General features: G+C 65.3%; 10 protein-coding genes and 1 pseudogene. 7 read left to right on the top strand and 4 right to left on the bottom strand.

The window, feature by feature from the left end; genetic code table 11:
* Positions 1 to 72: 72 nt before the first annotated feature.
* Entirely contained in the window at positions 73 to 507 is a 435-nt protein-coding gene (locus PDM29_RS20535; protein ID WP_311191864.1) for a hypothetical protein, read from the top strand.
* Between the two features lie 63 nt (positions 508 to 570).
* On the opposite strand, the gene PDM29_RS20530 is transcribed toward PDM29_RS20535, so the two are convergent.
* The 4 genes and pseudogenes from PDM29_RS20530 to PDM29_RS20515 form a co-directional block, all read right to left on the bottom strand.
* The gene (locus PDM29_RS20530; RefSeq protein ID WP_311191863.1) at positions 571 to 1269 is read right to left on the bottom strand and encodes a hypothetical protein; all 699 of its coding nucleotides are present in this window, start codon (positions 1267 to 1269) and stop codon (positions 571 to 573) included.
* 117 nt (positions 1270 to 1386) lie between these two features.
* A complete protein-coding gene (locus PDM29_RS20525; RefSeq protein ID WP_311191862.1) occupies positions 1387 to 3099 on the bottom strand; it encodes a pseudouridine synthase in 1713 nt (570 codons plus the stop codon).
* Positions 3092 to 4098: pseudogene (scpB, locus tag PDM29_RS20520) on the bottom strand (SMC-Scp complex subunit ScpB). The gene PDM29_RS20525 and the pseudogene scpB overlap by 8 nt, the downstream one beginning before the upstream one ends.
* 13 nt (positions 4099 to 4111) lie before the next feature.
* A complete protein-coding gene (locus tag PDM29_RS20515) occupies positions 4112 to 5017 on the bottom strand; it encodes a segregation and condensation protein A (protein ID WP_311191861.1) in 906 nt (301 codons plus the stop codon).
* 348 nt (positions 5018 to 5365) lie between these two features.
* Between PDM29_RS20515 and PDM29_RS20510 the strand changes: the two genes are divergently transcribed.
* The 6 genes from PDM29_RS20510 to PDM29_RS20485 all read left to right on the top strand — a co-directional run bounded on the left by PDM29_RS20510 (position 5366) and on the right by PDM29_RS20485 (position 13453).
* Entirely contained in the window at positions 5366 to 5665 is a 300-nt protein-coding gene (locus PDM29_RS20510) for a YciI family protein (RefSeq protein ID WP_311191860.1), read from the top strand.
* Complete coding sequence (locus PDM29_RS20505) at positions 5662 to 5937, top strand: BolA family protein (protein WP_311191859.1); 276 nt, start codon at positions 5662 to 5664, stop codon at positions 5935 to 5937. Before PDM29_RS20510 ends, PDM29_RS20505 begins: the two co-directional genes overlap by 4 nt.
* A gap of 148 nt (positions 5938 to 6085) precedes the next feature.
* Positions 6086 to 7129: a LacI family DNA-binding transcriptional regulator gene (locus tag PDM29_RS20500; protein ID WP_311191858.1), complete on the top strand. Its 1044-nt coding sequence runs from the start codon at positions 6086 to 6088 to the stop codon at positions 7127 to 7129.
* A 126-nt stretch (positions 7130 to 7255) separates the two neighbouring features.
* Positions 7256 to 10315, top strand: coding sequence for a TonB-dependent receptor (locus tag PDM29_RS20495; protein WP_311191857.1), 3060 nt, complete (start codon positions 7256 to 7258; stop codon positions 10313 to 10315).
* 201 nt (positions 10316 to 10516) lie between these two features.
* Positions 10517 to 12130, top strand: coding sequence for a glucoamylase family protein (locus PDM29_RS20490; RefSeq protein WP_311191856.1), 1614 nt, complete (start codon positions 10517 to 10519; stop codon positions 12128 to 12130).
* A 33-nt stretch (positions 12131 to 12163) separates the two neighbouring features.
* Positions 12164 to 13453, top strand: coding sequence for a sugar ABC transporter substrate-binding protein (locus PDM29_RS20485; protein ID WP_311193849.1), 1290 nt, complete (start codon positions 12164 to 12166; stop codon positions 13451 to 13453).
* Positions 13454 to 13488 lie beyond the last annotated feature (35 nt).

Here is a 13488-nt window from a genome sequence, read left to right as displayed (position 1 = left end):
GTGGGCTCATTCGGGCAACACGCGCACACTGCTAGATTCAGTGCCATTGTCCCTTAGCGTGAGCACACCGCAATGAAAACGTACGCCTTGGCTTTTGTCGCGCTGTCTTCTTTTGCCATGGTTCCGGCGGCCTACGCTGCCGGCAACATTGACTGCGAATTGCACTACAACCTGTCCGGCTGGTCGGTGTTCTACAAGACGGCATCGGGCAGCGGCACCGTCACCTGCGACAATGGTGCGCGTATTCCGGTGAAGATCACAGTCAAAGGTGGTGGCCTGACCGTGGGTAAATCCAAGATCACCGACGGCAAGGGGCGTTTCAGCGGTGCGTACTCGGTCAATGACTTGATTGGTTCCTACGCTTCGGTGGAAGCACACGCGGGTGCCGACAAGTCCAGCAGTGCCCAAGTGGTGACCAAGGGCGACGTGTCGCTGGCTTTGGCGGGCACTGGCAAGGGTTGGGACCTTGGCGTCGCGGGCAGCAAGTTCACGATTGAGCGGCGTTGACGATTCGCGACTGCCGGCAGCGCCCGGCGTAATGAAAGAGCCGGCTTTCGCCGGCTTTTTCTTTTACTGCTGCGTGGCAGCCCAGGCGAAATGTCCGCGCTGCGGTTCGGGTAGTTTGGGCAGATAGCTGTACATGGTGCGCACCGCCCAGCAGGCGTCGGCGTCGCTGGCGGTGTGCAGGGTGCTCATCACTTGGCCCAGGCGCTGGCGCTCGTCATCGCTGGGTACCAACTGCACCAGTGCGATGGCGGCTTCGTTGACCTGTGCTTCGCTGACCTGGGTCAGCGGGCGCTGCTGCAGTTCGGCCAGGGTGGCCTGGTAGGCGATGTCGAACCATTCATTGATCACCGGCTGCGGCAGGGTGGCCAGCGTCTCGATGATGCGTTCGCTGCTGCGTGCGGCTTCGGCCGGCGTGGTGACCTTGGCCATGGCGGCGCAGTCGGCGACCGATTGCTTGTGCAGCAGTTGGCCGATCAGTTCGGCGCGGCGTTCCAGCACCGGCAGTTCGAGGCGACCCATGCCGGACATGGACAGCTGCGCGCCCATGACCTGGGCCTGCTCGGGGCTGAGGCCCTTCATGCGTTCGAGGTAGGCCGGTTCGCGCACCAGCTTGCGGGTGGTGGTGTCGACCGGGGCGTGCAGGGGCGAGGATTTGGGGAACGGGTTTTGTGAGGCGGCCAGTTCTTCCTGGACCTTTTTGCAGCCGGTGATGGTGGTGAGGGTGAGGGTGCAGAGGAGGAGGGCGCTTAACGTCCGTGTCATTTTGGTTTTCCGGATGATGTGGGTTTTGCGAGGGACGCGCATGGCGCGTCGCTACGGGGATTACGTTTCGCGTTATACAGAAAACGGCCCCATCGGGGCCGTTTTCATTGAACGCTCTCAGCCGCCGCGCGGGCCGCCACGGTGACCGCCGCCACCGGGGCCGCGGTTGCCGCCACCGGGACGACCACCGCCACCCGGACGACCGCCCGGACCACGGTTGCCGCCGGGGCCACCCGGGCCGCGATTACCACCCGGGCCGCCGGGACCGCGCGGGCCGGCATTGCGGTTGCCGCTCGGGCGCGCGTTACCGTACGGGCTGGCACCGGGGTTGGCGTGGTCGGACGGGAAGCTCGGGGCATTGCCCGGGTGACCGTACGGGTGGCGCTGTGCGCCCTGGCCACCACGGTTGCCTGCGCCGGCACCGGCCGGACGGCCCTGGCCGCCGTAGCCGCCACGACCTTCGCTGCGGCCTTCGCCGCCGTAGGGACCACGGCCTTCACCGCGGCCTTCACCACCGAAACCGCCACGACCCTGGCCGCCACCGGCACCGGGCTTGGGCTTGCCGAACGGACGGCCCTGGCCGCCTGCACCCGGACCGCGTGCGCCGGGGCCACGGGCTGCGCCCGGACCGGCATTGCGGTGGTTGCTGGGGCCGGTGCTGACGCCATCGGGCACGTACCAGCTGCGGAACGCGGCCGGGTTGCCTTCCGGCAGCGCGCGGCTGTTCTTGTCCTGGCGCTGCTTGAACGGACGCTGCGACTGCTTGGCTGCGGCTTCGCCGCTGACGGTCAGGCCGCCCTTGAAGCCGCCGCCCTTGCCGCCGCGGCCGCGGCCGCGGTCTTCGCGCACGTTGTCGAAGCGGCGCAGTTCGCGGCCTTCATCGGCCACGTTGTTGCCGTTGACGTAGGCATTGCCACGGCCACCCTCGCGCGACACGCGCACGGTGGTCTTGGCAGCGCGGCGCTGGCCGATCACCGGCTGCAGGGTCAGCGCCGACGGCGCGCCTTCTTCCAGCTTCAGTTCGGCGCGCAGCTGCTCGACCTGCTTGGCGGTGAGTTCCTGCGACTGGCCGCGCAGCAGTTCGCGCGGCAGGCTGATCTTGCCGTAGCGGGTGCGCTTCAGGCGGCTGACCTGGCAGCCCTGCGATTCCCACAGGCGGCGCACTTCGCGGTTGCGGCCTTCCTTCACCACGACGCGGAACCAGTCGTGCGAATCGGTGCCGCCAATGCGTTCGATCTCGTCGAACTTGGCCGGGCCGTCATCCAGCGCGACGCCACGGGCAAGGCGGTCGACGATGTTGTCAGGCACCTTTTCCTGGCCTTCCGGGGCGCGCACGCGCACCACGTACTCGCGTTCCACCTCGTACGACGGGTGCATCATGGCGTTGGCCAGTTCACCGTCGGTGGTGGCCAGCAGCAGGCCGGTGGTGTTGATGTCGAGGCGGCCGATGGCGATCCAGCGCGCGCCCTTCAGGGCCGGCAGCGCTTCGAACACGGTCGGGCGGCCTTCGGGATCTTCGCGGGTGGTCACTTCGCCTTCGGGCTTGTTGTAGGCCAGCACGCGCGAGGTTTCGGTCAGCGCGGTGGCAACAAAGCCACGGCCGTCCAGTTCAACCTTGTCGCCGCTCTTGATCGACTGGCCGGTCTGGGCGACTTCGCCGTTGACCTTGACCAGGCCGTCCGCGATGCGCTGTTCCAGCGCGCGGCGCGAGCCGAGGCCGGCCTGGGCCAGCACCTTGTGCAGGCGCTCTTCGAGCTTGGGCTGTTCGGTAGCGGTTTCGCGCTTGAGCGAAAGCTTGTTCAACGACGGCTTGCGAGGGGTGTCACTCATTTACTTGGCTCCGGCCGGCGACGTTTCGTCGGCCTCTGGTTCGGGATCGGCTTCGTCAACAGCCACGGTCGTCGTCGCGACGGCGTTGTTTTCGGTTTCGTTCGGATGCGCCGCGCGTGTTCCCGGCGCGGTATCGGGTTCGACGTCGTCGTCGGGGAGTGACGGCGACGCGTTGGATTCGCGGTCGTGCGTATTGTCGGTTTCTTCGTCGCTTTGCGCCAGTCGGGCGGAGAAGCGGTCCAGGCGGTTCATGCGGCGGGTGTCGCCTGTGTCGGCGGCGTCCGGTGCGGCGGGGGCATCCGACGCGTCGGAATGGTCGGTGTCACCGTCGTCATCGGGGGCGTCGCCATCGGCGTCGTTGGCGGCGGTGTCTTCGATGTCGCCATCGCCTTCATCACCCGAAGCCACGCCTGCGGCGATCTTCCCGGCCGGCTGGCCGTCGCTGTCCAGCGGCAGCTGCGGTTCCAGTTCGCCCAGGTCGCGCAGTTCCGACAGCGGCGGCAGTTCGTCCAGGCGCTTCAGCCCGAAGTAGTCCAGGAAGCCCTTGGTGGTGCCGAACAGTGCCGGCTTGCCGGGCACGTCGCGGTGGCCGACCACGCGGATCCACTCGCGCTCTTCCAGCGCCTGGATGATGTTGCTGCTGACCGCCACGCCACGCACCTGCTCGATCTCGCCGCGGGTGATCGGCTGGCGGTAGGCGATCAAGGCCAGGGTTTCCAGGGTGGCGCGGGTGTAACGGGTCTTGCGTTCGGTCCACAGCCGGGTGATGTAGCCGTGCACTTCATTGGTGACCTGGAAGCGGAAGCCGGAGGCAACCTCAACCAGTTCCACGCCACGGTCGGCGCAGCCGTCGCGCAGGATTTCCAGTGCGCGCTCGATGCTGCCCGGCGGTGCCGGTTCCTCTTCCGGGAACAGACCCTGCAGCTGGGCGAGGGTAAGCGGCTGGCTGGATGCCAGCAGCGCGCCTTCGACAATGCGGTTGATCAGCGGTTGATCCATGCGGAATCGGGACTCACTCGGTTTCGTTGGCGGCGTCGTTGTCGTCGAACTCGCTGTTGAACTGCAGCGGTTCGTTGGTGTTGCCCAGGGCCAGCGACTTGACGTAGATCGGGGCCAGCGGGGCTTCCTGCACGATGTCCAGCAGCTGCTCCTTGGCCAGTTCCAGCAGAGCCAGGAAGGTCACCAGCACGCCGAGCTTGCCTTCCTCGGCGGTGAACAGCGTTTCAAAGCGGTAGAACTTGCCGTCTTCCAGACGGCCCAGCACGTCGCCCATGCGCTGGCGCACACTCAGCGCCTCGCGCTTGATGGCGTGGCCGGTGAACAGCTCGGCGCGCTTGAGCACGTCGTGCAGGGCCATCAGCATCTCCTTCAGGTCCACCGGCGGCGGCAGTTTCACTGCAGCACGGTCGGGGACGAAGGCATGGGCCAGGCTGGTGTCGCGGTCCTGGCGGGGCAGGGCGTCGATATCCTCGGCAGCCTGCTTGAAACGTTCGTACTCCTGCAGCCGGCGCACCAGTTCCGCACGCGGGTCGGCTTCCTCGCCTTCGGCGCTGGGCGGGCGCGGCAGCAGCATGCGCGACTTCACTTCAGCCAGGATCGCCGCCATCACCAGATACTCGGCGGCCAGCTCGAAGCGCAGCTCCTGCATCACATTGATGTATTCCACGTACTGCCGGGTGATCTCGGCGACGGGGATGTCCAGGATGTCCAGGTTCTGCCGGCGGATCAGGTACAGCAGCAGGTCCAGCGGGCCTTCGAAGGCATCCAGGATGACTTCCAGTGCATCCGGTGGGATGTACAGGTCCTGCGGAATCTGCAGAACCGGCTGCCCATGCACCACGGCCAGCGGCATTTCCTGCTGCTGCGGGGCGGTCGGCCGGGTTTGCGGGTTCGCGTCGGACGCGAGTTCGGAAGTCATCAAGCGTGATGTCTGGATTGCATCGGACCGTTCGCCGCACCCGTCCGCCACCGGACAGGCCGGACAGCAGCAACGGAAGCGGCATGGCACGCCAGGACCGGCGTGGTTTCCACACTACAAACAGCAAGGCGCGCCGCAGGGGGCAGCGACTGAACTACTAAGGAGGTCGTCTACGTGTGCTGGTGTGGGGCAGCGGGTCGGTCGTCGGTGGGCGAACTGGCCGGAACCGACGGGGCTGCTGCGTCCAGCCACGTGCAATGACGTGAAGAGTAAGCGCTATCCACGGCAGTGTCCAGTCGGGGCGGGTAGAATTCAGCCGTTTGTTAAGTTCACCCCCTGGAGCTGCCTGTGTTGTATGTGATTGAAGGCTATGACGGTACCGACGTGCTGGCCGCCCGGCTGGCCGCGCGCCCGGCCCACCTGGCCCGGCTGACCGCCCTGCGTGACGAAGGCCGCCTGGTGCTGGCCGGCCCATGCCCGGCGATCGACAGCGAAGACCCGGGCCCGGCCGGGTTCAGCGGCAGCGTGGTGATTGCCGAGTTCGCCTCGCTTGAGGCCGCCCAGGACTGGGCCGCGGCCGACCCGTACGTGGACGCTGGCGTCTATGTGCGCACCGAAGTACGCCCGTTCCGCAAGGTGTTGCCATGAATGCCGAGCGGGTGGAGCGCATCCGCGCCGCGCTGCAGGCGGCCCTGGCCCCGGAACTGCTGGAGATCGAGGACGACAGCCACCGCCACGCCGGCCATGCCGGGGCCAGGGACGGGCGCGGGCATTTCAATGTGCATATCGTCAGCGCGGCCTTCGAGGGCAAGTTGCCGCTGGCGCGCCACCGGGCGGTGTATGCCGCGCTGGGCACGATGATGGACACCGATATCCACGCGCTGTCCATTCGCGCCGAGACGCCGGTCACAAAACCCTGAAACCCTTGTCCTGCCTTGTCCTGGCAAGTCCCAGGACGTCCCCCACAAGACACGCCGAGGTTACGACCATGCGACATTCACCTAACGTAGTGTTTACATCGGGGTTTGAAAACGCTTACATTCCGCGCCAAGCCCAGATCTCTAAGCCGTGGAGGGCGGCGAAGTGAACAAGGCAGCGATCACCATCAAGGATGTCGCGCGGGAAGCCCGTGTCTCTGTGGCCACGGTTTCGCGCGCACTCAACGGGCATGAAAACGTCGCCGAGCCGGTGCGCAAGCTGGTGCTGGAGGTGGCTGCGCGCCTGCGCTACACCCCGCATGCGGCCGCCCGCAGCCTGAGCAGCCGCCGCACCAACACGGTCGGGGTGGTGCTGCCGGACCTGTACGGCGAATTCTTCTCTGAACTGATGCGCGGCATCGACCAGGTGGCCCGGGCCCGTCGCCAGCACCTGCTGGTGTCCAGCTACCATGGCGACCAGGAGCAGCAGGGCGCCGCCCTGCGTGCCATGCGCGGCCGCGTCGACGGACTGCTGGTTCTTTCCCCGTATGCGGAAAGCCCGGATTTCCTCACCGACAACCTGCCGCAGTCGTTGCCCACGGTGTTGATCAACACCTATCTGCCCGGCGAGGACCACCCGGTGCTGAGCATCGACGACCATGCCGGTGCAGTGGCGATGACCCGCCATCTGCTCGACGCGGGCCACCGTCGCATCGCCTTCATTGCCGGCCCGGATCTGAATTTCGATGCGCGCGAACGCCTGCGCGGCTTCCGTGATGCGATTGCCGAATTCGGCAATGGCGCGGAAGGCATCGAGCTGCCCGGCGACTTCGATGAAGCCTCTGGCCATCGCGCCGGGCAGGAGTTGTTGGCGGCCGGTGCACTGCCCGATGCAGTGTTCGCGGCCAACGACATGATGGCGCTCGGTTGCCTGTATGCCTTCGCTCAAGCGGGCGTGCGCGTGCCGGCCGACGTGGCGCTTGCAGGCTTCGATGACATTCCATTGGCGCGCTTCGTTCACCCTTCGTTGACAACGATGCAGGTGAGTATCGCTGAGCTTGGCGATAAGGCGATGACGCGTCTGCTGCAGTTGATGGATGGCAACAACACGGAAACGGCAGGGGACAAGCACACGCTTGTGCCTCGTCTTATCGTGCGCGATTCAAGCGTTGCGACCTCGGTCGCAACGCGGTAGGTCACGACCGTTGGTCGTGACACGTTTAAACCGTCGTAACCGTTACAAGCTGTTTCGGAAGTCCACGTAGTCATAAAAAACGAAAGGCGGCCGCAACGACGGCCACCACCACCCGGAGATTTTCGCATGACGTATTCCAATCACCGCACCCGCCAGCCGGCACGTCGCCTGCTGACGAGCGCACTGGTCAGCTGCCTGATGCTGGGCGCAGCCCCGAGCCTGATGGCGCAGTCGGCCACCTCGTCGCTGCGTGGCCAGGTTGCCTCGGCCGAAGCCGGCACCGAAGTGACCGCCACCAACACGGCCACCGGTACCGTCCGCCGCGCCACCACGCGCGCTGATGGCAGCTACTCGCTGATGGGCCTGGACCCGGGCACCTACGACGTGGTGGCCAATGGCCAGACCCAGAAGGTGACGGTGACGGTTGCATCGACCGCAACCCTGAATTTCAGCGGCGCACCGGCCAACGGCTCCACCGCCAATGCGACCAACCTGGACACGGTGAACGTGGTTGCGCCGACCCTGCTGCAGGAAGTGCGTACTTCCGAAGTGGGCAAGACCGTCAGCCTGCAGCAGATCCAGACCACGCCGCAGGTGTCGCGCAACTTCCTGGAATTCGCCGACGCGGTGCCGGGCATGATCTTCACCCGTGATGCGAAGGGCAACACCTCGCTGCGCGGCGGTGCAACCAATGCCGACGGTACCAACGTGTACATCGACGGCGTGGGCCAGAAGAGCTACGTCAAGGGCGGCGGCGTGGCCGGCCAGTCCGGCAGCGCGGGCAATCCGTTCCCGCAGCTGGCCATCGGCGAATACAAGGTGATCAGCGGCAACTACAAGGCCGAGTACGGCCAGGTCTCCAGCGCGGCCGTGACCGCGGCGACCAAGTCCGGTACCAACGAATTCAAGGGTGAGGCGTTCTACCGCTACACCGACGAAGACATGCGCGCCATGACCCCGGCCGAGCGCCAGGAAGGCAAGAGCAAGCAGGTCTCGGCCGAGAAGGAATACGGCTTCGCGCTGGGCGGCCCGATCATCCAGGACAAGGCGCACTTCTTCGTCACCTACGAAGCCAAGCGCTTCGACCTGCCGGTGACCATCGCGCCGGAAGGCTCGGTCACCGACCGCGTCGGCCTGTTACCGGCCGACGCTGCCGCCGGCCTGGGCCCGGCCAGCCAGCCGTTCGAGCAGGACCTGATCTTCGCCAAGATCGACTTCGAGCCGACCGACTACGACCGCATCGAGCTGACCTTCCAGGACCGCGACGAAACCCAGCAGCAGTTCAGCGGCCAGACCGCGCCGTCGGCCGGCAAGGAAACCATCAATACCGACCGTCGTTACGCGCTGCGCTGGAACCACAGCGGTGAGCGTTTCTACAACGAGCTGATGGTCACCCACGAAGACTCGTTCAACAACCCGTACCCGCTGACCATCGGCCCGGGCATCACCTACACCGCACCGGACGGCACCGACGAGCGCATCCTGGTCAAGGTCGGCGGCGCTTCGGCACTGGACGCGCAGGTGAAGGGCCAGAAGGGCTGGTCGATTGAAGACAACCTGACCCTCAACGGCATCGAGTTCGCTGGCGACCACACCATCAAGATGGGTGCGAAGTACAAGGAAATCGATCTGTACGCGTCCGACGCGGCGCAGATCAATCCGCAGTACTCCTACACCCTGGGCGACCCGGACTTCCCGTCCGACATTCCGTACAAGGCGCAGTTCGTGAAGCCGGTCACCGGCGTTTCCGGCGTGTCTGGTGAAGTGCGTTCGAAGGTCAAGCAGATCGGTCTGTTCATCCAGGACGACTGGCAGGTCAACGACCACCTGCAGCTGAACCTCGGCCTGCGCTGGGACTACGAAAAGAACCCGAGCTACCTGGACTTCGTGACCCCGCCGGAAGTGGTGGCGGCGCTGTACTCGCAGGATCCGCGCGCTGCGGCTGGCCAGACCTATGCGCAGACGCTGGCACTGAGCGGCCTGAACATCAACGACTACATCAGCACCGGCAGCAACCGCAAGGCGTTCAAGGACGCCTGGCAGCCGCGCCTGGGCTTCTCGTATGACATCAATGCCGACGAGATGCACGTGATCCACGGTGGTGCCGGTCGTTCCTATGACCGCGACCTGTTTGACTACCTGCAGCTGGAAACCACCAAGCTGGCCCTGCCGCAGCCGACCGTGTACTTCCGCAACCCGGCCACCGGTGCCTGCTTGAACGGCCAGCCGGCCTGCTTCGACTGGAACCCGGCGCTGATGGACAACATCCAGGGCCTGCAGGCACTGCTGGGCAGCACCAGCAACGCTGGCCTGGAAGTGGATCTGCTCAACAACAACCTGAAGGCTCCGTACGCGGATCAGTTCAGCCTGGGCATGAGCAACCAGATCGGCGACTGGCTCACCGACGCCACCATCGCACGTACGCTGACCTATGACGGCTTCGCCTTCACCCTGGGCAACCGTTACCCGACCGGCCAGTTCTTCGACGACCCGCGCCTGTGCGGCGGCACCTCGCCGGGCCTGGGCCAGGCGTGGAGCTGCAACGTGCCGGGCTTCGGCAGCCTGATCATCGGCCAGCAGGGCATCAAGACCCGCGCGACCCAGGTGCTGCTGTCGGCGCAGAAGCCGTTCACCAAGGAAAGCGGCTGGGGCACCTCGATCGCCTACACCTGGACCACCGCCCGCCACAACCGCGACATCAACGAGCATTACGCGTTTGACCGCGGCGTGATCGGCGATTACCCGACCATCCGTTCCAACGGCGCGCCGCGTCACCGCATCGTGCTGACCGGTTCGTATGCCGGCTTCTGGGACATCACCTTCGGTGGCAAGATCACCCTGGCCACCCCGACCGCCGTCAACGACTGGTACCCGGTCACCCAGGCCAGCGGCTATGACCTGCCGACCCCGGGTGCGGCAGTTGCGCAGGGCAACGGCAAGTTCCTGGTCGGTGGCAAGATCTGGGGCTACCGTTCGGTCGACCTGCAGGCGACGAAGACGTTCAAGATGCCGGGCGATACCGAGCTGTATGCGCGTATCGACATCATCAACGTGTTCAACTTCGACAACTTCTCGAACTTCAACTACACCAAGTCGAATGGGAAGCTGCTGGCCAGCTACAACGAAACCGGCGACATCGTCGGTACGCCGCGCCAGGTGAAGGCCGAAGTGGGCTTCCGCTTCTGATGGACTCCGTGGTGACGCGCATGGCGCGTCACTACGCAGTGCAATATCCGTAGTGACGCGCCATGCGCGTCATTCCGGGAAAACCGGTCCCCCCACCACCTGGGGGTGAACCGGTTTTTAAAGGGTTTCACCTGTAAACGATTTCACTCCACGGGCCGGTATGCTGACGTGGAAACCGCATTTTCGAGGAGGGCAGGCACGATGAAGGCAACGCGCGTATTGGCAATGGCAGTGCTGGCAGTGGCCGTGGCAGGCTGCAAGCCGCAGGCAGAACCCACGCCCGCCAAACCCAAGCCGCCGGTGATCCTGATCGAAGCCGACGCCCCCCCACGCCCGATGAAGCCGGAACTGCCGCCGCTGTTCGACGATATCGAACGCCGCACCTTCCAGTTCTTCTGGGACACCACCAACGAGGTCAACGGGCTCAGCCCGGACCGCTATCCCTCGCGCCCGTTCGCCAGCATCGCGGCGGTGGGCTACGCGCTGACCGCGTACCCGATTGGCGTGGAAAACGGCTGGGTCAGCCGCACCCAGGCGGTGGACCGCACCCTGACCACACTGAAGTTCTTCCGTGACCTGTCCACCGGGCCGCAGCGCACCGGTAAGGGCGGCTACAAGGGCTTCTACTATCACTTCCTGGACATGCAGACCGGCCACCGCTACGACAGCTGGGTGGAACTGTCGAGCGTGGACACCGCGCTGCTGATGATGGGCGTGCTGTTCGCGCAGTCGTACTACACCGGTGACGATCCGCGCGAAAAAGAAATCCGCGCCATCGCCGATACGCTGTACAAGCGCGTGGACTGGCCATGGCTGCAGCAGCGCTCGCCGTTGATCTCGATGGGCTGGTTCCCGGAGAGCGGGTTCATCGACCACGACTGGATGGGCTACAACGAAGCCATGATGGTCTACATCCTGGCGCTGGGTTCGCCCACGCACCCGGTCAGCCCTGACGCGTGGACGGTGTGGACCCGCACCTATGACAACGACTGGGGCGTGTTCCAGGGGCAGGAATACCTGTCGTTCGGCCCGTTGTTCGGCCACCAGTACACCCACGTCTGGATCGACTTCCGCGACATCCAGGACGCCTACATGCGCGAGCGTGGCAGCACCTACTTCCTCAACAGCCGTTCGGCGGCATTGGCGCAGCGCGAGTACGCCATTGCCAACCCGATGAACTGGAAGGAGTACGGCGAGAACGTGTGGGGCCTGACCGCCAGCGACGGTCCGCAGAACACCACCCAGGAGTTCCGTGGCGAACAGCGCCAGTTCCGCCATTACTCCTCGCGCGGCGCAGGCCTGCGTGAGAACTTCGACGACGGCACCATCGCCCCGACCGCCGCGATTTCGTCGGTGGTGTTCGCGCCGGAAGAGGTGATCCCGGCCACGCTGGAGATGCACAAGCGCTACGGCGATTACCTGTATTCCAGCTATGGCTTCCTGGACTCGTTCAACCCCAGCTTCACCTTCGACATTCCGATCAAGACCGGGCGCATGGTGCCGGATCGCGGCTGGGTGGCCAGTGACTACATCGGCATCGACCAGGGCCCGATCCTGACCATGATCGCCAACTACCGCAACGATTTCGTATGGGACGTGATGAAGACCAACCCGCATATCCGGCGCGGTCTGGAACGGGCCGGCTTCAGCGGTGGCTGGCTGACCCCGGAAGGCGAGGAGATGCCGCTGGAACTGCAGAAAGACGAGAAGGCCGCCGCCGCCCGTTCGATCGGCATTGCCGAATCGCGCGCCGCCGCGGCGCAGGAACAGAAGAACAATGCCAACAACAACCGCAGCCAGCCGCAAGGAAAGTAAGCAGTGCCCGTGATTTTGCGTCCCCGCCGTTGGGTGACTTTATTGCTGCTGGTGATCGGCAGCCTGCTGTTGAATGCCTGCCGCAAGGAGCCGGAAGGCGTCACCGTGCGCTTCTGGGCGATGGGCCGCGAGGCCGAGGTGGTGAGTGGGCTGATCCGCGAGTTTGAAGCGGAGAACCCGGGCATCCACGTCGATGTGCAGAACATTCCGTGGACCGCCGCGCACGAGAAGCTGCTGACTGCGTTCGCCGCTGATGGCCTGCCGGACGTGTGCCAGCTCGGCAACACCTGGATTCCCGAGTTTGCCGAACTCAATACGCTGACCCCGCTGCAGCCGTACGTGGCGCAGTCGAAGGTGGTGGACCCGGCCGACTACTTCCAGGGCATCTGGGACACCAATGTCATCCACGACGAACTGGTTGGCGTGCCGTGGTACGTGGATACCCGCCTGCTGTATTACCGCAAGGACCTGCTGGCCAAGGCCGGCCATGACCACCCGCCGAAAACCTGGGACGAATGGAACCAGATGATGGCGGACATCAAGAAGATGCAGGGCCCGAACCGCTATGCGGTGCTGATGCCGATCAACGAGTTCGAGCAGCAGCTGTCGTTCGCCCTGCAGCAGCCCGACCCGCTGCTGCGCGACCACGATACCCGGGGCAATTTCCGCAGCCCGGGCTTCCGCCGTACGCTGGCCTTCTACGAGAACATGTTCGCGCAGGGCTGGGCCCCGCGCATGTCCGAGACCCAGATCAGCAATGTGTGGGACGAGTTCTTCCGTGGCTTCAACGTGTTCTATCTGTCCGGGCCGTGGAATATCCGTGAGTTCAAAAAGCTGCAGCCCAAGGAACTGGAAGGGAAGTGGGGCACTGCCGCGCTGCCCGGTCCGGACGGCCTGGGTGCGGGCATTGCCGGCGGCACCAGCCTGGTGATCTTCCGCTCGTCGCAGCAGAAGGAAGCGTCGTGGAAGCTGATCGAGTTCCTGTCGCGCCCGGATATCCAGCAGCGTTTCCATTCCATCATCGGCGACCTGCCGCCGCGTCGCAGCACCTGGGAACACCCGTCGCTGGCCAACGACCCGCTGGCGCAGCCGTTCCGTGACCAGCTCGAACGCGTGCGCGCCACGCCGAAGGTGCTGGAGTGGGAGCGGATCGTGCAGGAAATGCGCATCGTCACCGAGAAGGTGGTGCGTGGCGGCATGGACCAGGACAAGGCAGTGACCGAGCTCGACGACCGCGTCGACAAGGTGCTGGCCAAGCGCCGCTGGATGTTCGAGCAGCAACAACAGACGAAGGCCGACGCAACGGCGGAGGTGCAGCCGTGAAGCAGCGTTCCTTGATTGGCTGGCTGTTCGCCGGC

Origin of the sequence: Stenotrophomonas oahuensis (genome assembly GCF_031834595.1) — a bacterium.
Classification (GTDB): domain Bacteria; phylum Pseudomonadota; class Gammaproteobacteria; order Xanthomonadales; family Xanthomonadaceae; genus Stenotrophomonas; species Stenotrophomonas oahuensis.
The sequence above is the reverse complement of the archived record's forward strand: the minus strand, read 5'-3'. Positions and strand labels throughout refer to the sequence as shown.

Excerpts from the sequence above, each read along its gene's own strand:
- PDM29_RS20535 (WP_311191864.1), top strand. The coding sequence starts at position 73 with ATGAAAACGTACGCCTTGGCTTTTGTCGCGCTGTCTTCTTTTGCCATG.
- PDM29_RS20530 (WP_311191863.1), bottom strand. The coding sequence starts at position 1,269 with ATGACACGGACGTTAAGCGCCCTCCTCCTCTGCACCCTCACCCTCACC.
- PDM29_RS20525 (WP_311191862.1), bottom strand. The coding sequence starts at position 3,099 with ATGAGTGACACCCCTCGCAAGCCGTCGTTGAACAAGCTTTCGCTCAAG.
- PDM29_RS20515 (WP_311191861.1), bottom strand. The coding sequence starts at position 5,017 with ATGACTTCCGAACTCGCGTCCGACGCGAACCCGCAAACCCGGCCGACC.
- PDM29_RS20505 (WP_311191859.1), top strand. The coding sequence starts at position 5,662 with ATGAATGCCGAGCGGGTGGAGCGCATCCGCGCCGCGCTGCAGGCGGCC.
- PDM29_RS20495 (WP_311191857.1), top strand. The coding sequence starts at position 7,256 with ATGACGTATTCCAATCACCGCACCCGCCAGCCGGCACGTCGCCTGCTG.
- PDM29_RS20490 (WP_311191856.1), top strand. The coding sequence starts at position 10,517 with ATGAAGGCAACGCGCGTATTGGCAATGGCAGTGCTGGCAGTGGCCGTG.